Raw genomic sequence first — 23,629 nt, forward strand, 5'->3', positions numbered from 1 at the left:
GGCACCGCCACCACAATGGGCGCGTCCTTGTAGCCCCCGTATCCGCCGCCGGCATAGATATCCGCGGCCTGGGCAGAACCGATCAACGCAAGCGCACCGACTGCAAACGCGCTCGACCGCACAACACGAACAGACATAACCCTCACTCCTATTCCCGCCTAGATTGCATGACATGATTACGCTACACTTATGGAGTGTTTACACGCCCAGCGCTTAAACTCAAGATAGCGGAATGCATAGGCGCTCGTTTTACGAGTGCACGCAAAATATTATACCGGTTGAAATCGTTTGGATTCAGAGGGTTGCAGCATCATATAGGCGTTGAACTGTTGATTTCATGCCACAGCGCCAGACTTGATTCGCCCTGAAACGCTTCCTTAAAACTTGTGCAAATGCACTGTGTCGACACGCCTATCTCTCATTTCTGGTCCGCTAACCCTGTCGAAGGTGGCGTCATCCAGGGCATCAATCGCAGGGAGGCCGAGGCATGCCCGCAGACATGGAAGCATGGTGCTTAAGCATCCCGTGTCTCTGGCCCGGGTCGTAAAGGGCGCGAAAGCGCGCCTCGTGCCGCGGCATTCGTGCCTCGTTCTTGCTTTCGGCGCGACATCGGCTATATCAGGCGCTGAGCGGGCTCACCCATAACAAGCGGCGATCTGGCGTTGAAACGCGCTCATCCCTTTTTGTTCTCGCGCATGCGCCGCGGGTGCGCGAGACTCGAACCGGACCGTAAAGATGAGCGTGAAAACCGAAGTGACCCACGAGAAGGAAAAGAAGGAGAGTAGTGCGTACGATCTTGCGATTGTTCTCCTGCAGGCTATCGCCATCGCGATCGTGATCCGCATCTTCCTTTTCCAGCCGTTCAATATCCCGTCCGGCTCCATGATCCCTACGCTGCTTGTCGGCGATTACCTGTTCGTTTCCAAATACAGCTACGGCTACAGCAAATATTCCTTCCCCTTCGGAGCGGGGATGTTCAGCGGGCGGATTCTCGCGTCTGATCCCGATCGGGGCGACGTTATCGTGTTCAAGACGCCCCGGGACAATTCCACCGATTACATCAAGCGCCTTGTGGGGTTACCCGGCGACCGCATTCAGCTGATCGGCGGGCAGCTTTACATCAACGGCGAGGCGGTCAAACGGGAGCGCGCGCCCGACGCCGTGATGGATACGAAGTGCGGGCCCAATCAGACGGTGCACCAGTATCGCGAAACGCTGCCGAGCGGCCGCAGCTATCTGACGCAAAAGCTCTCGGAAACCTGCCGTCTCGGTCGGTTCGGCGCAGCGGACGATACGGAAGTGTTCGTCGTGCCTCCGCAGCATTATTTCTTCCTCGGTGACAACCGCGACGACTCCGCCGATAGCCGCTTCTTCGACGGAAACGGCATCGGCTATGTTCCTTCGGAAAACCTCGTGGGCCGCGCCCGCGTGCTGTTCTTCTCCATCGGCGAGCCCGCTAGCTGGCTCGCCCCATGGCGCTGGCCCCTGGAGATCCGCTGGTCGCGGATCGGAACCGTGATTCACTAAGTTGCCCGTCAAGAAACCGCGCATCGAGGAGCTTGAAGCTTCCCTCGGCTATCAATTCAAGGAACGGAGCCTCCTGGCGGAGGCTCTTACCCATTCGAGCGCTCGCAGCGAGAAGGGCGGCAGAGACAACGAACGGATGGAATTTCTGGGCGACCGGGTGCTCGGCCTGTCCGTTGCCGCGTTGCTCTACGAGCGCTTTCCCAACGCGCGCGAGGTCGAGCTTGCCAGACATTTCAATTCGCTCGTCTGCAAGACGACATGCGCCGAGGTCGCGGTAAGGCTTGAGCTTGGTCCGCATCTCGTGATGGCGCCAAGCGAGGCGCGGTCCGGTGGACGAAAAAAAGATGTGATCCTCGCCGACGCCGTGGAGGCGCTGCTGGGAGCAATTTCCGTCGATGGCGGTTTTGCCGCGGCGGAAGCCGTCGTGCATCGCCACTGGGAGCCGTTCATCGTCTCGGGCGAGCCGCCGGCCCCCGATGCCAAGACGGCGCTTCAGGAATTCGCGCAGAGCCAGAAGCGCGGCTTGCCGGACTATCATGAGGTGGAGCGGTCCGGGGCCGATCACGCACCGAGCTTTACGGTCGAGGTCAGGGTGCGGGGATTGAAGCCGGAGCGCGGCACCGGCTCGTCGCTCAAGAAGGCACAGCAGGCGGCGGCGGAAGCGCTCCTGAAGCGCGAAGGCGTCGGCCAACCGGAACGGGAAAATGCCTGAGAACAAGAAGAACAGAGGCGACGCTCTCGAAGACGCGGAGCATGTCGAGCACGAAGCCGCCGAAGCCACTGGCGGTGCAGAGCAAGCTCATCCGCAAGTACCCGTGTATGAGCGCAGGCGTCTGTCCGAAGAGGACGGCGGCCCTGTCTCCGCTTCGTCGGCGGAACGCGGAACGCAACATTCACCCGGCGCGGGCAGCCGCTGCGGCTTCGCGGCCGTGATCGGCGCGCCCAACGCAGGGAAGTCCACGCTCGTCAATGCGCTTGTCGGTGCGAAAGTGTCCATCGTCACGCACAAGGCGCAGACGACGCGCACGCGCGTTCGCGGCATCGCGCTCGATGGCGAGGCTCAGATCGTGCTCGTCGACACGCCGGGCATCTTCGCACCGAAGCGTCGGCTCGACCGCGCCATGGTGGAAACCGCCTGGACAGAGGCGCGCGAGGCGGATGTTGCCGTGCTCGTGGTGGACGCGGCGCGCGGTTTCGACGACACGGTCGATCCTATCGTGAACGAAGCGGCTAACCTCAAGATCCCGCTCATTCTGGCGCTGAACAAGGTGGACAAGATCCACAAGGAGAAGCTTCTCGCACTGGCGGGCGAGGCATCCGAGCGGCTCAAGCTCGAAAGTCTTTTCATGATTTCGGCGCTTTCGGGCGACGGCGTGGAGGACCTGCGAAGCTCTCTCGCCTCCCGCATGCCCTATGGTCCGTGGCTCTTCCCGGAAGACCAGATCGCGGATGCGCCGCTGCGCCAGTGGGCGGCCGAAATCACGCGCGAGAAGATGTTCATCCGGCTGCATGAGGAAATTCCGTATTCCTCCACCGTCGAGACCACGAGCTGGAAAACCGTTCGCAAGGGCGCCGTGCGCATCGAGCAGACGATTTTCGTGGAGCGGGAAAGCCAGCGCAAGATCGTACTCGGCGCCAAGGGGCAGGCGATCAAGCACATCTCCATGGAGGCGCGCAAGGAGATCGAAGAGGGCATCGAGACGCCTGTGCATCTCTTTCTGTTCGTGAAGGTGCGCGAGAACTGGGCCGACGATCCCGAGCGCTATCGCGAGATGGGTCTCGATTTCCCGAAGAAATGACGCGGCGCGCGCGCCCGCAGGCTTTCGTTCGGGGAGCCGTTCCCGCGTTGCCTGTGCGTGGCCTGAAGGACGGTATCGGCGGAGCGCATCGCCAGAGATGGGTGGGCCGTGAGATGGTCTGACGACGGCATTTTCCTGGCGGGGCGCCCGCACGGTGAGACAAGCGTCATCGCCGACATATTCACGCGTGCCAACGGTCGCGCCAAGGGGCTTGTGAAGGGAGGGCGTTCGCGCCGCCTCCGGCCGCTCCTTCAAACCGGAAATACGCTCGGCGTCGAATGGCGCGCCCGTCTCGACGATCAACTCGGCGTCTACACGGTCGAACTCGCGCGCGCCACTGCCGCGAACGCGCTCGACGATCCGTCCGCGCTTGCGGGCATGACGGCGTTGGCGGCGCTGCTGCAAGTTCTGGCGGAGCGCGATCCACACCCCGCACTTTATGACGCCGCGCAGGATTGCCTTGCGCAAGCATCCGACACAAATTTTCCGGCCGCCTTCATCCGCTTCGAAATGAACTTTCTGAACGAACTGGGCTTTGGCCTCAACCTCGCGACATGCGCCGCGACCGGGCGCAAGGAAGACCTCGCCTACGTCTCGCCAAAATCCGGGCAGGCCGTGTGCCGCGAAGCGGGCGAACCTTATGCCGACCGCCTGCTTCCATTGCCTGCCTTCCTCGCGAACGGAGCGAGCGCGAACGCTCCATCCGGCACGGAGATCGAAGCGGGACTTCAACTCACCGGTCATTTTCTCGCGGCGCACGTCTTCGCTGAAAGCGGCAGGCCAATGCCGAGGGCGCGGGAAGAGTTCGTCCGCGCGCTCAGGCGCAGGCCCTGACCGGATGCCTCGCATGTCCGGCCTGTGCGGGCAGGCATGACTCCCGTGCTGCCCGCGCCCTACTTTGGAAGCAGAACCTTAACTGATCCCCCGTGTTATAGTGGCTCTTGGCAGTGCAAAACCCTTTTGAATTGAATAAAGGCGCGCGATTCGCCATTTAGTGTTTTGCACGCGGTGCAACGCTGGCCTATTCGTGGGCATCCGGGCGTTGGCCGTACCGGGCGCCGCTCAAGAACCGGCGTATCCTGCGCCACAGACTAAAAAAAAGCAGCCCGGTCAGCCGCATAGAAAGGTTTCTTGTGGACGTTCTCGGAACCATCCAGGAATTTATCCTCGCGCATAAGGATCTGGCCGGGCCGGTCCTCGCCGTCATCGCTTTCGGCGAATCCCTGATCCTCATCGGTCTTTTCTTTCCAGCCACCGCGATCATGCTTTTTACGGGCGGCCTCATCCAGAAAGGCATGCTCGACCCGACCACGGTCATCTTGTGGTCCATCGCGGGCGCGTGCCTCGGCGATGCCGTAACCTATTGGCTCGGCCGCTGGATCGGCCCGAGCGTCGTGCATCGATGGCCGCTCAACCGCGAGAAGGAAGGCGTGGCCCGGGCGCGACTTTTCTTCCGCAAATACGGGTTTCTTTCGATCTTCATCGGCCGTTTTCTCGGCCCGGTCCGATCCACGATTCCCCTGGTCGCGGGCATCATGCGGATGCGTCACCTCACCTTCCAGATCGCCAATGTTACGTCGGCCATCGCGTGGGTGCCGTTCATGTTGTTGCCGGGTTATTTCTTCGCCCGGGAAGTCGGAGACTTCACCGAGGTGAGTACAGGGGGCTGGGTCGTCATCGCCGTCATCGTGCTCGCCTTGACGGCACTGTTCACGATCATCGCCGTCAAGGTGCAGGGGACAAGCGCCAAGGAGCGCCGCAGGCGCCGTCCACGGCCGGAGGAAAACAGCGTCCCGGCCGAGTGAAGCGTCGTACCGAAATCGGTCGGCTTATGCTTGCAAGCTGATCGAATGGCAGCGCCAGCGGTCAAGCGTCCTCAATTCGACGAGCAGGCTTCAATCGAGGTGGGAATCGTCCGAGCGCTCGCCATGCCGGGGGCGATTTCCCGGATCTTCTGATAGTCACGCATCGCCTCGGCGGTTTTGCAAAGGCGCTCGTATGCCTTGGCACGATTGTAAAGTCCTACCGGGTTGCCGGGGCTGAGCCGGATGGCCGTCGAATAGGCTTCGACCGCCTTTTCGGGGCTTCTCGTCTTGTCGAAATAAACGCCGAGATTGTAGAAGGTGAGAGGATTTCCGCCATCGAGCGCCGCCGCCCGGGTGAGATCCTCATAGGCGCGGTCGAACTGGGCGAGCGCGAGAAAGGCCGCGCCCCGGTATGTAAGCGCCCTTGCATCGGCAGGGTTCACGTCCACGGCCTGCGAACAGAGCGTGACGGCGTCCGTCAGGGCGGCTTTTCTCAGAGCGTTCTCGCACGCAACCGAGGCTCCGCCTGCATGGGCAACCGTTCCGGCGAACGCGAAGGCTGCGGCGAGCGTCAAGGGAAGAAGTCGCATGAGATGTGCTCTTTTCTACAGCGTCGTAGCGTCAAAATCCGAAGCGGCGAGACGGTGATCCAAGGTTGTCGTTCACTCCTTCGCGTCAAACCTGACACAGGAAGATCCGAAACGCCGGCAACCGGGCTCCCGCGCCAAGAGCGAGGGGCTGGGCTCGGCAGAAATGCGAACAGGCTTCCAGCCAGCGCGTCGGGCGTGGCCCGACGTATGCCTGCTCAATAAAGGGATCGACTTGCCGCAGGCTTGCCGCGCGCTTTTTGCAGGCTGACCGCGTCTGCAAGCCGCCGTTTCAAGGCGTAAAACTATGTGTCGACGAGCGACTTCGCATTTGCTCCCTTGCCGAAAGGATGAGAAAAGCCGCCACGGTTTTCCGATCAACTTCGAAAGGGATGATCCATGGACGCGCATGACTTCCGCCGCTTCGGCCACCAGTTGATCGATTGGGTAGCGGATTACCGGGAAGGGCTCGCCAGCCGTCCCGTCATGAGCGAGGCACAGCCGGGACAGATCCGCGCGGCCTTTCCCGCGCATCCGCCGCAAAAGGGCGGTCGGCTTGGCGAAGCGGTGACTGCGCTCGACCGCGACGTACTCCCCGGCATCACGCATTGGAATCATCCGAGCTTTTTCGCCTACTTCCCGAGCAACACGAGTTACGCGTCGATCCTTGCGGATCTCGTGATCGCCGGGCTGGGCGCGCAAGGCATGAGCTGGCAGACGAGCCCCGCCGCGACCGAGGTGGAAGAAGTCGTCATGGACTGGCTTCGGCAGATGGTGGGGCTGACGGAGTCCTTCACCGGCGTGATCCACGATACAGCCAGCACCGCAACGCTGACCGCTCTTCTCAGCGCCCGCGAGCGTTCGTCTGGCTTCAGCCAGAACAACGGGGGCCTTCAGTCCGGCGAGGCGCCGCTCGTCGTTTATGCCTCCGACCAAAGCCACAGCAGCATCGAAAAGGCGGGGCTGCTCGCCGGTTTCGGGCGCGATCATCTGAGGCTCATCGAGACCGACGACGACCACGCTGTGCGGCCCGATCTTCTGGAAGCGGCCATCGCCGAGGATTTGCGCCGGGGCCGGCGTCCCTGCGCTGTCGTCGCCTGCATCGGAACCACGGGCACCACCGCCGTCGATCCGCTGGCGAAAATCGCCGAAATCGCCCAACGCTTCAGCCTGTGGCTTCACGTCGACGCGGCCATGGCGGGCACCGCGATGGTGCTGCCTGAGTGCCGCGACCACTGGGCGGGCATCGAGCGCGCCGATTCCCTCGTCTTCAATCCGCACAAGTGGATGGGCGTCGGCTTCGACTTCAGCGCTTATTACGTGCGCGATCCGGAACACCTGATCCGCGTCATGAGTACCAATCCGAGCTATCTTCAGACGAAGCAGGACGGCGCGGTGAAGAATTATCGCGACTGGCACATCCAGCTTGGCCGGCGCTTCCGCGCGCTGAAGCTCTGGTTCCATCTGATGGATGTGGGCGTCGAAGGCGTTCAGGAGCTGGTACGCCGCGACCTTGCCAATGCGCAATGGTTCAAGGATCGCGTCGACGCCGCCGCTGAATGGGAGCGCCTCGCGCCGGTGCCCTTTCAGACCGTGTGCATCCGTCACGTGCCCGCCGCGCTCAAGGATAATGAGGACGCGCTGAAGGCGCACAATCTGGAACTGGCCCGCAGGGTGAACGAAGGCGGCAAGGCTTACATCACGCCCGCTATGCTGAAGCGGAGGCAAATCCTTCGCGTAAGCATCGGCGCAACTGCCACCGGGCGCGCCGAGGTGGAAGCGCTTTGGGGGCTCTTGAACGAGGCAGCCGCTGCCACCGGCTAAATTTCCGTCGATCCGAAACAAGACAAGCTGATCGACACCATAAATCGCCAGCGGCGTTCCGCGTCCCATTTACGCCATGGCGTTTTGGTTCGGCAGCTCCTCCCGCACCCCGGATCAATTCAGGCCGAGTTTGACCGTCGCCTCGATCTGCGGCTTCATCTCTCGGACGATGGCGACGTTTTGCGCCGGTGGCTCCTTGGCGAGTTCCTCGCCGGCCTTGTCGAGATTTTCCTTGAGCTTTGCCTTCTGCTTCTCGTTCAGGAGCCCAAGCTTCTCAAGCTCCTTCATGGCGTTGTCCTTGTGCTTGTCGAGCGCATCGCGCGCCACTCCTCGCGACGGTCCGACCGTCAGATGCAGATAAGCCTGAGCTATGGCGCGGCCCGTATCGGCCCAATCGGACACGTCGGAGAAGCCATGCTTGCCGGCGATGGTTTTCGCCTCGGTCTTGAGCTTTGTCTTTTTAACCGCCTTGACGACCGCGCCGATGGGATTTTTCGAGGCGTCCTGATCCGCGCTCGCCTGAAGCCCCTCGGTGATCGCGATGGCGCGCATCTCGGTGAACGAATCGAGGAAGCGCGTCACGCTCTCGCGCGTGAGTTCCCCATCCTTCGCCGCCGCTGATCCGATGGTCGGACTGACAGCCGCAGCGAGCACCACTAGAATGAAACCGAACAATTTTCGCAGGTCGAACTTCCAAAAATCGTTCACGCGCAGATCCATATTCTTTTCCCCCCGGCGTAGCGACCGTGCCCGTGATCCCGCGAAATCTTGGTGAAATAACGGAGATGCCATCTTGGACTCCCACGATAACGCGAAGCTGATCCCACCGAAGATGACGGCGGACGAGGTTAACGCCTTTCTCGCGCAGGTCTTTCCACAGGTCTCCATCGGGCGCTCTTACAGGGTCGAGGAAACCCGCCACGGTTTCGCACGCATGCGCATGGTCTACGGCGACCACTTGTTGCGGCCCGGCGGCACGATTTCGGGGCCCGCGATGTTCACGCTGGCCGATGTGGCGATGTATGCGGCGGTTCTCGCCTCCATCGGTCCGGTGGCGCTTGCGGTGACGACGAGCCTGACGATCAACTTTCTCAGGAAGCCCGAGCCGCGCGACATGATAGGCGAGGCGCGCATGCTGAAACTCGGCACGCGGCTTGCTGTGGGCGAGATCGCGCTGCATTCGGATGGCGAGAGCCAGCTTGCGGCCCACGCAACGGCGACCTATTCGGTGCCTCCGCATTGAGGTATCATGACACCGTATTGTGCGGTATTATAATACCGTTATCATAATCCATTGTTTTTGCGCCGCTATTTTTCGATGCATCTCTGTCGCGTGCCGTTGACAGGGCCCGTCCGGTCAACTATCTATTGTCGCCAATCGGGCCATGCGGCCCCTTTTTTATTGGAGCCCGGCCCGGCCGGACATTCTCATGGCAACCTATTCCGCTAAACCATCTGAAATCGAGAAGAAGTGGATTCTGATCGATGCCGAGGGCCTCGTGGTCGGCCGCCTGGCGACGATCATCGCGAACCGCCTGCGCGGCAAGCACAAGCCCACCTTCACCCCACATATGGATGACGGCGACAACATCATCGTCATCAACGCCGCGAAGGTCGTCTTCACCGGCAACAAGCTGCACGACAAGGTCTACTACCGCCACACCAACCATCCCGGCGGCATCAAGGAACGGCGCCCGTTTGAAGTGCTCGGCGGCAAATTTCCCGGTCGTGTGCTCGAAAAGGCCGTTGAGCGCATGGTTCCGCGCGGTCCGCTCGGTCGCAAGCAGATGACGAACCTGCGCATCTATCCGGGGGCGGAGCATCCGCACGCGGCGCAAAATCCCGAGACGCTCGATGTTCGGGCTCTGAATTCCAAGAACGTGGCGAGGGTTCGCTAATGTCTGAGACAGCAAAGACTTTTTCGGGTCTCGACAAGGGCGCCGCTGCGGCCGCTCCCGTCGCCGACGACCGTTCGCGTCCGGTTCACGTGCAGAAGCTTGACGCTCACGGCCGCGCCTATGCGACCGGCAAGCGCAAGAACGCAGTCGCTCGCGTCTGGGTGAAGCCCGGCGTCGGTAAGATCGTGGTCAACGACAAGGACCATGAGGCTTATTTCGCGCGCCCCGTGCTCCAGATGATCCTGAAGCAGCCGCTCGTGACCGCCAACCGCCTCAGCCAGTACGACATTTACGCGACCGTTGCCGGCGGCGGCCTGTCGGGACAGGCGGGCGCGGTGCGCCATGGTCTGTCCAAGGCTCTCACCTATTACGAGCCGGAGCTTCGCACGGTCCTCAAGAAGGAAGGCTTCCTCACCCGCGACAGCCGCGTGGTGGAACGCAAGAAGTACGGCAAGGCGAAGGCCCGCCGCAGCTTCCAGTTCTCGAAGCGCTAATGGCGAGGGCGCTTCGGGCGCTCTCGATTTCCAGTCGATCAACCCGCCTTCCGGTGTTAAACCGAAAGGCGGGTTTTTTTATTGCGATGTCGCCATCACCTCATCGGGCAATGGAGGTGGGCGCAGTCCGCAAAGAGGCTTGATATGCCAAATACCACGGGCAAAAAAATCAAAATCGGCGTGATCGGCGCGAGCGGCTACACGGGAGCGGATCTCATCCGTCTGGCCGCTTGCCATCCGGGCATCGAAATCGCGGCGCTCGCCGCGAATACGCACGCGGGCAAGCCGCTCTCCGACGTTTTCCCGCATCTCGGCTTCGTGGATGCGCCGCCGCTCGTCAAGGCGGAGGAAGTTGACTGGTCGAGCCTCGATGCGGTGTTCTGCGGCCTTCCGCATGGCACCGCGCAGGACATCATCGCCACGCTCCCCGAGACCGTGAAGGTGATCGACATGTCTGCCGATTTCCGGCTGAAGGACACATCCACCTACGCCAAATGGTACGGTCGCGAGCATGCCGCGCCGCATCTTCTCGAAGGCGCTGCCTATGGCCTGACGGAGCACAATCGCGAGGCGATCCGGGCCGCGCGCCTCGTCGCGTGTCCCGGCTGCTATCCGACCGCAACGCTGCTCGCGCTGCTTCCGCTCGTCGCCGCGAAGCTTGTCGAGGCCGACGACATCATCGTCGACGCGAAGTCTGGCGTGTCCGGCGCGGGGCGCTCGCTGAAACAGAACATCCTGTTCTCGGAGGCGGGCGAGGGGCTGTCGCCCTACGCGATCGCCGGCCATCGGCATGCGCCCGAAATCGAGCAGGAAATATCGAGGGCGGCGGGCGCGACCGTGTTCGTGAACTTCACGCCGCATCTCGTCCCGATGAGCCGCGGCGAACTCGTAACGGCCTATGTGAAGCTCACAGGCGGTCACACGGCCGCCGATCTCGCCGCCGCCTTGGCCGAGCGCTACGCGGGCGAACCGTTCGTCAGGCTTGCGCCCAAGGGCACGCTCCCGTCCACGCAATTCGTTCGCGGCTCGAATTTCTGTCTGATAGGCGTTTATGCCGACCGCATACCGGGCCGCGCCATCGTCGTTTCCACCATCGACAACCTCGTGAAGGGGTCTGCCGGGCAGGCGGTGCAGAATTTCAACCTCATGTTCGGCTTCGAGGAAACGGCGGGCATCGCCCAGCAACCCCTGTTCCCGTGATTGAGCCGGAAACTTGCATGGGAAACACATCGGGGTAAAAAATCCGATGTCTACCGAAATGACATAAACTCGTGCCGGGCGGTGTGGTAAGAGCCCCTATCTCACGACCAATCGACATTCGTTCGGCATCAGAGGACAACCATGATCCGAAACGTTCTCATCGCCGTCTTGGCCCTCGCGCTTGCGGGCCTTGCCTACCAATATCAGCTGGTTACCGCCTCGGTGGACCAGCAAGCGAAGCTTGTGATCGAAACGCGGGACAAGGCCGAGAAGGAATTGCAGGCCTTGCGCGACAAGCTCGCGGCGGAAGAACGCGCGCGGCAAGGTTTCGAGAAGGACGCGAAGGCCGTGTCCGCGAAGCTCGCCGAGGAACAGACGGCGCGCGATGCCGCCGAGCACGCCGCGCAAGCCAAGCAGGCTGAACTTCAGAGCGCGCTCGATGCCGCGCAGCACGCAGCCAAAGCCGCGCAAGCGAGGCACGCCGAACTTCAGAGCGCGCTCGACGCCGCGCAGCAGGATGCGCGGCAGGCTCGCGAGTCGCTCGACCGCGTTCAGCGCGAGAAGGAAAATGCCGAGCTGACCGCCAAACAGGCGCTGGAAACCCTCGCCCGCGAGAAGAAGCCGCCAAGGGGATGAAGTGCCTCGCCTTGAACCTTGCGCAGTCATGAGAGATCAGAGCGGCTCGCGGTGACCTGAAACAGCGCATCGGTTTCAGCGACAATGCGGCCTTTCCCCTTCCCGATACGGCTTCGCTGCAATGCGATGCGGCTAATTCGACCCTTCGCCATCTCGTCCGGCCCTTCTCGCGCGCTGGCCTGTCGCTGGTCGATGGTGCTTCTCACTGAAACCGGATGCCGAAGGGCAATCTCGCCCGGCGGCGGAGCGGTTTGCGGCGTGTCTCAACTGCCTTTCGCGCGCGCGGCTTTCCGACTGTCTCCTCCGCATTGGGTTTCGGTATCGCCGCCTCGCGCACGGCGGGTGCAGCCGCTGGAACGGGAGCGGGCGCTACCGTCACCGGCTTCTCGCTCGGCGGCGCCTTGCCGCTAACGGGAACCGGTGAAGGCGGCGGTCCGTATACGACCGGCGTTTCCTTCGGCGGTAACGCGCCATTCACTGGAACCGGCGTAGCCGCCTGCTTCGCAGCCAGCGCCGCCGCTCTCCGCTGCGCCTCACGCGCGCGTGCCTCAGCACCCGTGAAATCGCACAGAGGGCTTCGCCGCTCCGTCATGTCGAGATGAAAGTGGTTGCCGTGCGCCTCGTTCGCCTCCGGCCCAAGCGTGGTGCCGAAGATGCGGCATGCGCCCGCGTGAATGTCGCGCAGGAAGGCCGCTCGCTCGTCGCCCGCAGCCCAATGCTCGTCGAGCGCGATTTTCTCGCCCCGCGCGGTAACGAATGAGCCGATGTCGAGCGCATTCGCATAGGCGTGCTGACTGATGCGCTGCGAAAAGCCGCCATTGCGCGAGCGGCAGTCGTAGCCCGACATCGCGCCGACGCGCACCACGACAGCGTTGAGATGTTCCTTCGCCTTTGGCTGCACGACCTCCGTGAACCAGCGCCGCATCGCTTCGCCCAGTTTGCAGGTGATCGTCGGCGCGGGCGCGAACATGGCAGCGGGGCCAACCTTGTCTTCGAGCGCCTTAAGCCGGATCGGCGAGGGCGCGCCGCAAGCCCCTTCGCGCAGCGGTTCGAGGCGCTCATAGACGACGCCCAGCGCGGGGAGACGCCAGTCGCAATCGCGCCGTGCCGCTTCGATTTCAGCTTGCGTCCAGACCTGCGGAGGGAGCGGCGGGCCATAAATTTCGGTCGCCGATGAGGGGATGGAAACGGCGAGCGACGGCGACGGAGGAGCCTTCTGCATGTCGGCAGCCTTGGACGGATCGTCAGGCGTTGACGCCAGCGACGGCGGTGGCGAAGGACCGCGCTGCACTTCCGGCGCAGCGCCCTTGGGAGCAAACGTCACCGTGGCTTCGGGCAGTTGCGGCGGTTCCGGGGGAGCCTGAACCTCCGAGGCTACGCCGGAAGCCTTCTCAGGCGGCGCCACCGGAAAGGCGGGAAGCGGCAGCCGCTCGCGAACCTCACGCGGGTCGGATTTGCTCCCGGCGGCAGGCGTGTCCTTTCTCGCGTCTTGTGGCTGCCGACGGTCCGGCGGTTCCGCACCGTTTTTCACCGGCGCGCGCGTCCGCCTGTGCCGATAGCTGCGATGTCTGCGGCGCACATCCATCGCCAGCGAGGGCGGCGCTTTCACGGTTTCAAAAGCAACGACCGGTGCAGCCGACAAGGGCGGCGCCAACAGGAACCAGCTCGTCAAGCCTGCAACGCCCGCCAGGAAAACGGCCCATCGAGGGCACCGCACCGAAACATGCATGCGAGAACATCCAAATCGGTTAACGATGACTGGATAGCGACGAAACGATGATGTAACCGGCTGCCTTATATTCAGCTATTCGACACGCTCCCCCGTAGATCTGCTTCCAATGTCCCGAATGCCTTATGCAAGCGCTCCTTCGGTTTCGGCGCTTTCCCCCTCGCGCGGCAGCGGCCGGATGCGGCCTTCCAGATGTTTGAGCGGCGCGGGGCACGGCCCGCCATAAGCCCAGTCGAGCAGTTCCACGGTGTGCACGATGGGGAACGGTCCCGAGAGCTGGCTTATGCAGCCGACATTGCCGCTCGCCACGACATCGGGTTTCACGCTGGCGATAGCCTGAAGCTTGCGTTCCCTCAGTTGCTTCGCGAGGTCCGGCTGCAACATGTTGTACGTGCCCGCGGAGCCGCAGCAGATGTGCCCTTCGGGAATTTCGACGACGGTGAAGCCCGCGTTGCGCAGAAGCTGGCGCGGTTCTTCGATCACGCGTTGGCCATGCTGCATCGAGCAGGAGGATTGATAGGCCACGCGGATGTCGCTCCAACCGACGGGCGCATCGATCTTCCGCGAGGCCGCAAATTCGGAAACATCCTTCGCCAGGCTCGACACATAACGCGCCTTTTCAGCGTAGGCCGGGTCATCAGCGAACAGATGCGCGTAGTCCTTCACGGTCGAACCGCAGCCCGACGCGTTGATGACGATGGCATCGATCGGACCGCTCTCGCGGGCGTCGTGCCAAATGTCGATGTTGGCCTTGGCAAGCGCCTTCGCCTCGGCTTCCTTGCCCATGTGCAACGTAAGGGAGCCGCAACAGCCCTCATTTTCCGAAAGCACGACGTCGTAACCGATGTGGTTCAGAAAACGCACGGTCGAGTCGTTGATGTTCGGCTTCAGCACCCGTTGCACGCAGCCGCGCAACAGCAAGACGCGGCCACGGCGCGGCTTCTCCGTCTTCACCGTCGCGGCTTGCGTATACACGCCACTTTTGACCCGGCCGCGCGGCGCCAGGTTGAGCATCGCCCCGATGGTCTTGAATCGCGAGTTGATCAGGAGCCGCCGGAGCGGAAGGGCGAGGAAAACGCCGCCGAGCGCCACCCGGAAACGCTTGGGGTAAGGCAATATGGCGCGCAGCAGTTTGCGGATCGCCTCATCCGCCGGAGCGCGTCTGGACGAGGTTTCTATGATCTGGCGCGCATAGTCGGACAGATGCCGATAGTCCACGCCGCTCGGACACGTCGTCATGCACGAAAAGCAGGAGAGACATCGATCGAGATGCGGGCGCACCTGCTTCGGCGTGGCCTTGCCTTCGAGCATCGTCTTGATGAGATAGATGCGTCCGCGCGGGCTGTCGCGTTCATCGCCGAGCATCAGGTAGGTCGGGCAAGTCGCGATACAGAATCCGCAATGCACGCATTTGCGGAGGATGGCGTCGGCCTCCTTCATGCGAGGGTCGCGAAGCTGAGCGAGCGTGAAGTTCGTTTCCATGCGCTCAGACTCCCGCGTACATCCGCCCGGGGTTCAGTATGCCCTCGGGGTCGAACGATTTCTTCACAGCGCGCACGAGATTCATCTTTGCGACGGGCTGCGGGTGGAAAACCTCGATGCCGGAGCGCACCGAGCGGGGCGCGCGCATGAGCATCGAATCCGCGTCGTATTCGGCGAGCACGCGGCGCACATCGGTTACGCTCGCGTCGGCGGAGGGCGGCAGTTCCAGCCACAGGAGGCCGCCCGACCATTCATAGGCGGCGCGGACGTCGAGGAAAGCGGAGAGCGCGCGCACAATGGGCGCGGCCCTGGAAGGCGCGACCGAAATCCGCCAGAGCGGCCGGTCGAACCTAGCGGAAAGAAAGGCCAGCGAGCGGATGTCGGCCCAGAAGAAGCGCGAACGCTCGTGGTCCAGTTCGTAGGATTCGCCAAATGGCGAAAGCAGGCGCCTCAATTTGTCGATGCGGTGCGTCAGGCTCTGCGGGCTTCCCTCAAGCCTGAGCGCGGTGAGAGCCGTCTTCGCGGGCGCGATCTCTGGATCGGCAAGCCGCGCGACCAGCGCACCGTGGAGATGGACCGTGCCGGAAACCTCGTAGGGCGTTCCCATGGCGGCGCTCATCACGCCCACGGCCGCCTCGTCGGCCAGCCCGACAAAAAACACCGTCCGCGTCTCCGGCGCCCTTGGGAGCACCTTGAAGGTCAGTTCCGTGATGACCGCAAGCGTACCCCACGAGCCGCACAGGCCGCGTGTGAGGTCCACCCCGGTTACGTTTTTCATGACGCGTCCGCCCGAGTTGATCGTCTCGCCCTCTCCGTTTATGGCGCGAAGCCCCAGCAGGTAGTCACGCGCAGCGCCTCTGAGAACGCGGCGAGGCCCCGAAATGTTCATCGCCGCCACCGCCCCGAGGCTCGCGGCCATGGAGTCCGGGCCGTAGATGCGGGAAAGATCGGCCGGCTCGAAGGCAAGTTCCTGGTTTTTCCGCGCGAGCGTCGCTTCGAGTTCGTGGAGCGGCGTGCCGGCGCGGGCGCGCACGACCAATTCCGACGGTTCGTAGAAGGTTATGCCCCCGAGCTTGGCGGTAGAGACTATGGCGGCGCAATTCGCTGGGCGCCCGGCCTCGCGCTTCGAGCGGAAGCCGCACACTTCGATCGGCGTGCCCGAGGCGCGCGCGGCCTTCACGAAATCGGCGAGTTCCGCCTCGGTGGTCGGCATGGTGACGTCAGACATGTGCGCGGGCCTCGGCGGCGAAGCGCTCCTGAAGATCGAGGGGGAAGACCTTGCCGTAATTCAGGAGCCATAGGGGATCGAAAGCCGCCTTGACACGCATCTGCTGGAGAAGATCGGCTTCGGAATACTGATAACGCATCAACTCCCGCTTTTCGATGCCCACGCCGTGTTCGCCGGTAAGGCAACCGCCCGCATCCACGCAGAGCTTCAGAATGTCGGAACCGCACTGCTCGGCAATCACTTTTTCGTGTTCGTCGTTCGCGTTGTACATGATCATAGGATGGAGATTGCCGTCGCCGGCATGGAAAATATTCGCGACTCTCAGGCCGTGCCGGTTGCCGACAGCCTCCACCTCCTTGAGCACTTCGGCGAGCTTGCCGAGGGGGATGACGCCGTCCATACACAGGTAGTCCGCGACGCGCCCGACGGCTCCGAAAGCGGCCTTGCGCCCCTTCCAGATGGCTGCGGATTGCGCATCGCTCTGGCTGACGCGCAGCGTCTTCGGATGGAACCGGCTCGCGATCTCGCCGATACGGCCGATCTGATCCTCGATCTCAAGCGGCGCACCTTCGACTTCCACGATCAGCATGGCCTCCACATCGAGCGGGTAGCCTGCTTTCGCGAACTCCTCGCAGATGCGAATGGCTGGCTTGTCCATGAATTCGAGCGCCACCGGAATCAGACCATCGGCGATGATGGCGGCGACGCAACCGCCTGCGGCTTCCGCGGAATCGAAGCCTATCAGTACGGGGCGCGCGCCTTCCGGCTGCGAAAGGATGCGGACGGTTGCCTCTGTCACGATACCGAACTGGCCTTCGGAGCCGGTTGCGAGGCCCAGAAAATCATAGCCCTGGCCATCGAGGAAGTCGCCGCCGAGTTCGACCACCTCCCCGTCCATCAGGACCATCTTCAGCTTGAGGATATTGTTGGTCGTGACGCCATATTTCAGGCAGTGAGCGCCACCGGAATTCATGGCGATATTGCCGCCGATCGTGCATGCAAGCTGGCTCGACGGATCTGGCGCATAAAAGAAACGCGCATGCGCCACCGCACTGGAAATCGCCAGGTTCGTGATGCCCGCCTCAACCGTTGCCGTGCGATCGGGGATGTTCACGTCGAGCACACGGTTCATCCGGGACAAACCGATCACAATTGCGTCACCCGTTGGTATCGCCCCGCCGGAAAGCGACGTTCCCGCCCCGCGCGCTACCAATTTGACGCAGTTCTTGGCGCAAAACTTTGCGATAGAAACCACTTCGCTCGTCGATGTCGGCAAGACGACCGCGAGCGGTGCCGTTCTGTAAGCTGTCAGCGCATCCGTTTCAAAGGCGCGAAGTCCGGCTTCGTCGCTTATCAGTGTCCCGCTGCCCACGGCGGCTGACAATCCCGACAGGATCGACTGCCGTCGGCTCAAGGTGCGAAGATCTTCCTTTGGCATGCTGACTGACATGGAATAAAACCCTTTGCGGACAAACCCGCCGGTTGATGAGGGCAGAACCTGACTTCTGTCCCCAACAATGCCGGATTATCTACGCAATTGAACATTATCTTTTGTTACATGGCACTGAAGGGCTTGACAGGAGCCCAAGCTGGCCAATTATAGCGATGCTATGTGTGTAACAAATAGCCAAGATTGTATACAAAGTGACAGAGGAGGGGTTTTGTGACTTCGATTGCAGACCTCGAGATTTTTGCTCGAGTCGTCACCGCCGGAAGCATGTCAGCCGCTGGCCGCGAACTCGATCTCTCTCCCGCTGTAGTGAGTAAGCGTATCAGCCATCTTGAAACGCGCCTTGGAACGAGACTTTTCCATCGTACCACGCGGCAGCTTCAATTGACCGAAACGGGACGCGGTTTTTACGAGCGCGTCGTTCAAATCCTCGCGACGGTTCAGGAAGCAGAAGAGTTCATTTCCTCCGGCCACCAGCGTGCGGGCGGCTCGCTCAAGATCACCGCGCCAACCGGATTCAGCAGGCTGCACATCGCCCCCTATCTCGGTCAGTTCCTGAAGCAATATCCCGACCTCAGCATCGAGATCATCGCAACGGACCATATGCTCGATATCGTGCGCGAAGGCATCGACGTTGCCATCCGCATTTCCGAACTGGACGATTCGAGCCTGGTGGCGAAGAAGCTGGCGCCCTGTCGCAGGCTGTTCGTGGCCACGCCCGAATATCTCAGGGAGTACGGCACCCCGAAAACGCTCGCCGATCTCGCGAAGCACAAGATCCTCGTCGAAAACAATGTGACGTGGCGCATTCAAGGCCCGGAAGGGGACGTTTCGCTCAAGCTTTCCGGCGAGATCAAGACGAATTCGAGCGAGATCGTGCATCAGGCGCTCGTGACGAATTGCGGCATCGCGCTTCGGGCGACGTGGCAAATCCGCGATGAGCTGCTTTCGAAAAAGCTTGTCCACGTGCTGCCCCAGTATCGCGAAGCGCCCGGTGTTGCCGTTTATGCCGTCTATCCCGACAAACAGTACATCCCGACACGCCTCCGCGTTTTCGTGGATTTCCTCGCCTCCATCTACGGGCCGGCGCCGTATTGGGACGAGGGGCTCGAACTGGGGGGGCGTCCCGCAAGGAAAACGAGCGCCGTGAACGTGCAAGCGGCCGCTGAAGCTTGATTGCGCGGATGAAAGGCGCAACGCTTCAGAGCGCTCCGAGGCAGGCTGATCGACAGCACTAATCCAAAGCTACGCCGCGTCCGATTGACGGCAACGCTGTAGATAGCATCTGCGATCCGATCTGCTGATCTGGTTTTCGTCACGCGAACCCCGTGCCGTCTTCGCTCGAAAACGCAGCAAAAGCGATCACCGGGGGAATTCGGTATGGAACCAAGCGGACCGAGCGTTGACCGAAGCCACCGCACCCTTCGCGTGGGGCTGCTTGTGACTTGCCTTGTCGACATTTTCCGCCCCTCCGCTGCTTTCGCTACCGTAAAACTTCTCGAAGAGGCGGGATGTGAGGTCGTCGTTCCCATGACCCAGACCTGTTGCGGCCAGCCTGCCTATAATTCGGGTGATCGCGAGGCGGCGAGGGAGATTGCGAAACAGGTCATCGCCTCCTTTGAGATCTTCCCTCATGTCGTGGTGCCTTCAGGCTCTTGCGCGTCCATGATCGCGAAACACTATCCGGGCCTGTTCGACGCGGAAAACGAGCCATCGTGGCGCGCGCGCGCGGAGGGGCTGGCAGCCCGCACCAGCGAACTCACGGTCTTTCTTGCGGACATTCTCGGCGTGGACTATTCCGGCCGCTCCTACCCGCGTCGCGTGACTTACCACGATTCCTGCTCGTCGGTTCGGGAGCTTGGCGTTGCGTCGCAGCCGCGCGCGCTTCTGAAAAGCCTCGACGGCCTCACGCTGGCGGAAATGAGCGACCGCGACGTGTGCTGCGGGTTTGGCGGAGCTTTCGCGCTCAAATATCCCGAAATTTCCAACGCCATCGTCTCGCAAAAGGCGGAGCGAGTGACAGAAACGGGCGCCGAAGTGCTCACGGGGGCGGATCTCGGCTGCCTCGTGAACATCGCGGGGAAACTCGCGCGCGAGGGCCGCACAGTGGAAGTGCGCCACATCGCGGAGGTGCTGGCGGGCGACGCGTCCGAGCCGGGTCTCTGCTCGGATGCGTAGATACGGCGTGCGCCTTCGGTTTTCTCAGGCAGGCCAGCTCTTGAGAAATTCCGAGACGTCGAGCGCGGCGGGCGGGGTCGGTCGGGCTTTCACCGTGCCGATGTAGATGTATGCAACGATCTCTTCATTTGTCTTCACGCCCAGCGCTTCCCTGATGAGCGGATCGGAGGCGGCGTCTCCCGTCTTCCACACCGCGCCGAAGCCGAGCGCCTCGCTCGCGAGGATGATGTTCTGTGCCGCTGCCGCCGCCGAATATTTCTGGTCGCTGGCCGGCACGTTCGCGTCTTCGACGATTTTTGCCAGCACAACGAGAATCAGCGGCGCGCGTAGCGGCTTCTTCTTCTCGCGGGCAATCACCTCCGGCGAAGCGCTGGGGAGTTTTTTCCGATACGCGGCCGCGAAAATGTCGCCGAGTTTCCCCCGCGCCTCGCCGCGAATGGAAATGAACCGCCAGGGCCGCAGCCGCTTGTGATCGGGAGCGCGGAGCGCTGCCGCGATGATCTTGTTTTCTGTTTCCTGATCGGGCGCGGGATCTTCGAGAATGGCCGGACTCACCCTGGTTACCAGCGCCTCATATGCGTCCATCGGTATTCTCTCCATCGTCCAAACTGCGGCTTTCGTTCGAGCGTGATCAATCCCGAAACAGGGAGTCACCCTTTCAGGACCACTAGCATCCGGGCCTTGCGCAAAAAAAGCGCCAAGCGTCTGACGCTGCCAACGCGCCTCATCATCATTTCGTGAGCGCACGGGCGCTGACAAGCGGCGCCGCATTCACATATCAGCACTCAAGCCGGTCGAACCGGGCCCGCGCGCGAAAGCCGGATACCTCATGACGCTGCATCTGACAGAAGCCGCCACGCCAACCGCGCCCGCGATGGTCGATCCCTTCGCGCGGCACATCACCTACCTTCGCGTATCGGTCACCGACCGCTGCGATTTGCGCTGCGTCTATTGCATGCCGGATCGCATGCAATTCGCGCCGAAAGCCGATCTGCTCACGCTGGAGGAGCTGGACCGTCTGTGCTCGGCCTTCGTCGCGAAAGGCGTGCGCAAGATCCGCCTCACCGGCGGCGAGCCCCTGATGCGGCGCGGCTTCGTGGGGCTCGTGCGCGCCCTCTCGCGCCATCTCGCTACGGGGGCTCTCGATGAGGTGACGCTGACGAGCAACGGCACGCGGATGGCAGAATTCGCCGCGCCGTTGAAGGATGCGGGCGTGCGCCGCGTCAACATTTCGCTCGATACGCGCGACGCAGACAAGTTCCGCGTCGTGACGCGACGGGGCGACCTAGCCGCTGTGCTCGCAGGCATCCGCGCCGCGCGTCTGGCCGGGCTGCGCGTCAAGATCAACATGGTCGCGCTCAAAGGCATTAACGACAGCGAAATCGCGGAGATGCTAGTCTGGTGCCATGCGGAAGGAATGGACCTGACCTTGATCGAGACCATGCCTCTCGGCGCCATCGAAGGCGGGCGGTACGAAAGCTATCTGCCGCTGTCGGATGCGCGCGCGCGGCTTTCCGCGAGGTTCACCCTCGACCCGCTACCAGACCGAACCGGCGGCCCCGCGCGTTATGTGCGCGTGCGCGAAACGGGCGGCAGGCTTGGTTTCATCACGCCGCTATCGCACTCCTTCTGCGAAAGCTGCAACCGCGTCCGCGTGACCGCCACCGGCAAGCTCTATCTCTGTCTCGGCCAGGAGAAGTCCGCAGACCTCCGCGAACCGCTCCGTTCGGAAGCCTCGGATGAAAGGCTGTCTGAGGCCATCGACGCCGCGCTCGCGCTCAAGCCGCGCGGCCATGACTTCATCATCGACAAGGCCGATGAGACGCGGATCGCGCGATCCATGAGCGTGACCGGGGGGTGACGCGCGATGCGGCTATTCGTGTGCCTTTTGTGTGTTGTGTGGAGCGCGACCGTTCCGGCGGCGGGGAAGGATCTTGCCGCAGCGCGCCCCGAGACCGAAAAGGCGCACGTTGCCGCCGATAAGGGGCAGGCCGAAACGCAGCAGCCGAAGGCTCTGGCCACCCCCCCGCCGACCGAGACCGAAAACATCTTCCTCGACAGGCTCATGCGGGCGGAATCCGGCGGGCGGCAGTTCGCGAAGAACCCGCTTTCTTCGGCGCTCGGTCCGTATCAGTTCATCGAGTCCACGTTCCTCGACGTGGTGAAACGCAATTTGCCGGACCTCGCGGCGGGCAAAACCGATTTCGAGATCCTCGCGCTTCGCACCGATTACGCCATTTCGCGGACGGTGGCGTTGCTTTTCACGCGCGAGAACGCCGCCGCGCTTGCGGAAAAGAACCAGCCGCCGACCCCCGCCAATCTTCGCCTCGCCTTTTTCGCCGGAGCCGCCACCGCGATCCGGGTACTCGAAGCCGAGCCCGAAGAGCGCGTCTCCGGCATCTTCGGCGATGCCGCCATGCGGGCCAATCCCTTCCTTGACGGCATGACGGCCCGCCAGCTCATCGAGCGCTCGGCGCGCGAAGCCCAGAGCGGCGGCGCCGTGACAGTCGCTCTGTCGTCGGGAAAGTCGCCGACTGCCCCGCCGAAGCCGCGCGTCGACGTTCGATGCAATCTGCAACTCGCCAGCTGCCGCAAATGGCTTGCGCTGGCCGAGGCACGGCTGAACGCCCGGGCACGGCCTCAAAGAACGGCAGCCAGACAATTTCAGAAGCAGCCCTGACAGCGGGAGGCGCATGGAGCCGTTCCTTGCCCACGTTTGGGTGTGCGGGGCGGCTTCAGGCTGGCGCCTTTAACCGGTGGTACAAGGTGCCTGACGGTCGACTCGCCAGCCTTGGGCTGATAATGCTTGCGATCGTCCCATGGCGACCCGCTAACAAATGACAGCATTGAAATGACAAGTTCCCTGAGCGTGAAAGCGTCCGGCATCCTCCCCTCGCAAGCCATTGCGAAGCTCGTCGCCGAGGGCGCGATTGCGGCCTCCGCGCCCATCGGTGAGGGACAGATCCAGCCGGCGAGCCTCGATCTTCGGCTTGCCCGCCGCGCGTTTCGCGTACGCGCCAGCTTCATTCCGGGGCCGGGCACGAAGACGGAAGATCAGATCGAGCGCTTCAAGCTGCACACCATCGACCTTGGCCCCGGCGCGGTGCTCGAAGTCGGCTGCGTGTATGTGGCGGAAATCGATGAGACGCTGGCGCTGCCGCAGTTCCTTTCAGGTATCGCCAACCCGAAAAGTTCGACCGGCCGCCTCGACGTGTTCACACGCGTCATCGCGGACCACGGCCCCGGCTTCGATCAGACCGGCGCGGGCTACAAGGGCCGCCTTTGGCTCGAAATCTGCCCGCAGACCTTCCCAATCCTCGTGCGCACGGGATCGCGCCTCTCGCAGATACGGTTCCGCGATGCAAGCGGCGGCGGCGCGGCGGCTCCGGCCGAGGCGGGAGGCCAGCCGCGAGAGGTATCGCTATCCGTTGAGCTTGGCGGCGAACCGGGTGCGCTCATCGGCTATCGCGCCAAGCGCCACACCGGCGTGATCGATGTCGACCGCGCGGGCGCTTACGACATCGACGAGTTCTGGGAGCCGATCGCTGTCACCCATCACCGCCGCCTGATCCTCGATCCCGACGAGTTCTACATCCTCGCCTCGAAGGAGGCCGTGCGCGTGCCCGCCACCCACGCCGCCGAGATGGAGCCGTTCAACGCGCTGATGGGTGAATTCCGCGTCCACTATGCGGGCTTTTTCGATCCGGGCTTCGGCATGGCGGAGGCTGGCGGCAATGGCAGCCGCGCGGTGCTGGAGGTTCGCAGCCACAAGGTTCCGTTCATCCTCGAAGA

The 23,629-nt window shown here is 62.8% G+C and carries 23 protein-coding genes; 16 read left to right on the forward strand and 7 right to left on the reverse strand.

The features are described 5' to 3' along the window. The first annotated feature begins 735 nt into the window (after window positions 1–735). The 5 genes from lepB (at window position 736) to QM659_RS15240 (ending at window position 5,131) form a co-directional block, all read left to right on the forward strand. On the forward strand, window positions 736–1,527 hold the full coding sequence (gene lepB, locus QM659_RS15220; protein ID WP_181952147.1) for a signal peptidase I: 792 nt from the start codon (window positions 736–738) through the stop codon (window positions 1,525–1,527). 1 nt (window position 1,528) lies between these two features. After that, complete coding sequence (gene rnc, locus QM659_RS15225) at window positions 1,529–2,239, forward strand: ribonuclease III (protein ID WP_127079573.1); 711 nt, start codon at window positions 1,529–1,531, stop codon at window positions 2,237–2,239. Then, a complete protein-coding gene (era, locus tag QM659_RS15230) occupies window positions 2,232–3,326 on the forward strand; it encodes a GTPase Era (protein ID WP_415189067.1) in 1,095 nt (364 codons plus the stop codon). Before rnc ends, era begins: the two co-directional genes overlap by 8 nt. Window positions 3,327–3,434: 108 nt before the next feature. Then, window positions 3,435–4,160 (forward strand): DNA repair protein RecO, encoded by a 726-nt coding sequence (gene recO / locus QM659_RS15235; RefSeq protein WP_415189068.1) that lies wholly within the window; start codon window positions 3,435–3,437, stop codon window positions 4,158–4,160. A 299-nt stretch (window positions 4,161–4,459) separates the two neighbouring features. Next, window positions 4,460–5,131 carry a DedA family protein gene (locus tag QM659_RS15240; RefSeq protein WP_127079579.1) on the forward strand — a complete coding sequence of 224 codons (672 nt, stop codon included), beginning with the start codon at window positions 4,460–4,462 and terminating at the stop codon, window positions 5,129–5,131. A gap of 71 nt (window positions 5,132–5,202) precedes the next feature. On the opposite strand, the gene QM659_RS15245 is transcribed toward QM659_RS15240, so the two are convergent. Beyond that, on the reverse strand, window positions 5,203–5,721 hold the full coding sequence (locus tag QM659_RS15245; RefSeq protein ID WP_415189069.1) for a tetratricopeptide repeat protein: 519 nt from the start codon (window positions 5,719–5,721) through the stop codon (window positions 5,203–5,205). A gap of 396 nt (window positions 5,722–6,117) precedes the next feature. Here QM659_RS15245 and QM659_RS15250 point away from each other — a divergent pair, with 396 nt between their 5' ends. Next, window positions 6,118–7,542: a pyridoxal phosphate-dependent decarboxylase family protein gene (locus QM659_RS15250; RefSeq protein WP_415189070.1), complete on the forward strand. Its 1,425-nt coding sequence runs from the start codon at window positions 6,118–6,120 to the stop codon at window positions 7,540–7,542. Window positions 7,543–7,656: 114 nt separating this feature from the next. On the opposite strand, the gene QM659_RS15255 is transcribed toward QM659_RS15250, so the two are convergent. Beyond that, window positions 7,657–8,262 (reverse strand): hypothetical protein, encoded by a 606-nt coding sequence (locus QM659_RS15255; protein WP_415189071.1) that lies wholly within the window; start codon window positions 8,260–8,262, stop codon window positions 7,657–7,659. 112 nt (window positions 8,263–8,374) lie between these two features. Here QM659_RS15255 and QM659_RS15260 point away from each other — a divergent pair, with 112 nt between their 5' ends. The 5 genes from QM659_RS15260 to QM659_RS15280 all read left to right on the forward strand — a co-directional run bounded on the left by QM659_RS15260 (window position 8,375) and on the right by QM659_RS15280 (window position 11,770). Beyond that, the gene (locus QM659_RS15260; RefSeq protein WP_164730109.1) at window positions 8,375–8,785 is read left to right on the forward strand and encodes a PaaI family thioesterase; all 411 of its coding nucleotides are present in this window, start codon (window positions 8,375–8,377) and stop codon (window positions 8,783–8,785) included. A 187-nt stretch (window positions 8,786–8,972) separates the two neighbouring features. Continuing rightward, a complete protein-coding gene (gene rplM, locus QM659_RS15265) occupies window positions 8,973–9,440 on the forward strand; it encodes a 50S ribosomal protein L13 (protein ID WP_127079589.1) in 468 nt (155 codons plus the stop codon). Next, a complete protein-coding gene (rpsI, locus tag QM659_RS15270; RefSeq protein ID WP_127079591.1) occupies window positions 9,440–9,934 on the forward strand; it encodes a 30S ribosomal protein S9 in 495 nt (164 codons plus the stop codon). The genes rplM and rpsI overlap by 1 nt, the downstream gene beginning before the upstream one ends. 144 nt (window positions 9,935–10,078) lie before the next feature. Next, window positions 10,079–11,134 (forward strand): N-acetyl-gamma-glutamyl-phosphate reductase, encoded by a 1,056-nt coding sequence (gene argC / locus QM659_RS15275; protein WP_415189072.1) that lies wholly within the window; start codon window positions 10,079–10,081, stop codon window positions 11,132–11,134. A 141-nt stretch (window positions 11,135–11,275) separates the two neighbouring features. Further along, window positions 11,276–11,770, forward strand: a complete 495-nt coding sequence (locus tag QM659_RS15280) for a hypothetical protein (RefSeq protein WP_303483190.1) — start codon at window positions 11,276–11,278, stop codon at window positions 11,768–11,770. A 202-nt stretch (window positions 11,771–11,972) separates the two neighbouring features. Here the strand turns inward: QM659_RS15280 and QM659_RS15285 are convergent, their stop codons facing one another. The 4 genes from QM659_RS15285 to QM659_RS15300 form a co-directional block, all read right to left on the reverse strand. Beyond that, window positions 11,973–13,442, reverse strand: a complete 1,470-nt coding sequence (locus QM659_RS15285) for an extensin family protein (protein ID WP_415189073.1) — start codon at window positions 13,440–13,442, stop codon at window positions 11,973–11,975. Between the two features lie 180 nt (window positions 13,443–13,622). After that, a complete protein-coding gene (gene glcF / locus QM659_RS15290) occupies window positions 13,623–14,981 on the reverse strand; it encodes a glycolate oxidase subunit GlcF (protein ID WP_415189074.1) in 1,359 nt (452 codons plus the stop codon). A gap of 4 nt (window positions 14,982–14,985) precedes the next feature. Beyond that, on the reverse strand, window positions 14,986–16,209 hold the full coding sequence (locus QM659_RS15295) for an FAD-binding protein (protein ID WP_303483181.1): 1,224 nt from the start codon (window positions 16,207–16,209) through the stop codon (window positions 14,986–14,988). After that, a complete protein-coding gene (locus tag QM659_RS15300; RefSeq protein ID WP_415189075.1) occupies window positions 16,202–17,659 on the reverse strand; it encodes an FAD-linked oxidase C-terminal domain-containing protein in 1,458 nt (485 codons plus the stop codon). The genes QM659_RS15295 and QM659_RS15300 overlap by 8 nt, the downstream gene beginning before the upstream one ends. 267 nt (window positions 17,660–17,926) lie before the next feature. Between QM659_RS15300 and QM659_RS15305 the strand changes: the two genes are divergently transcribed. Together QM659_RS15305 and QM659_RS15310 are read left to right on the forward strand one after the other, a co-directional pair. Further along, the gene (locus tag QM659_RS15305) at window positions 17,927–18,835 is read left to right on the forward strand and encodes a LysR family transcriptional regulator (protein WP_245434089.1); all 909 of its coding nucleotides are present in this window, start codon (window positions 17,927–17,929) and stop codon (window positions 18,833–18,835) included. Between the two features lie 204 nt (window positions 18,836–19,039). Further along, complete coding sequence (locus tag QM659_RS15310; RefSeq protein WP_415189076.1) at window positions 19,040–19,837, forward strand: (Fe-S)-binding protein; 798 nt, start codon at window positions 19,040–19,042, stop codon at window positions 19,835–19,837. 24 nt (window positions 19,838–19,861) lie between these two features. Here the strand turns inward: QM659_RS15310 and QM659_RS15315 are convergent, their stop codons facing one another. Then, window positions 19,862–20,422 (reverse strand): nitroreductase, encoded by a 561-nt coding sequence (locus tag QM659_RS15315; RefSeq protein WP_415189077.1) that lies wholly within the window; start codon window positions 20,420–20,422, stop codon window positions 19,862–19,864. Window positions 20,423–20,666: 244 nt separating this feature from the next. Between QM659_RS15315 and moaA the strand changes: the two genes are divergently transcribed. The 3 genes from moaA to QM659_RS15330 all read left to right on the forward strand — a co-directional run. After that, entirely contained in the window at window positions 20,667–21,698 is a 1,032-nt protein-coding gene (gene moaA, locus QM659_RS15320) for a GTP 3',8-cyclase MoaA (protein WP_415189078.1), read from the forward strand. Window positions 21,699–21,704: 6 nt separating this feature from the next. After that, a complete protein-coding gene (locus QM659_RS15325; protein WP_415189079.1) occupies window positions 21,705–22,517 on the forward strand; it encodes a hypothetical protein in 813 nt (270 codons plus the stop codon). A gap of 171 nt (window positions 22,518–22,688) precedes the next feature. After that, window positions 22,689–23,629: 2'-deoxycytidine 5'-triphosphate deaminase (locus tag QM659_RS15330; protein WP_415189080.1), on the forward strand; the 941-nt coding region annotated here is incomplete at its 3' end.

It is taken from the genome of Rhodomicrobium sp., assembly GCF_047605405.1.
Lineage (GTDB): Bacteria > Pseudomonadota > Alphaproteobacteria > Rhizobiales > Rhodomicrobiaceae > Rhodomicrobium > Rhodomicrobium lacus.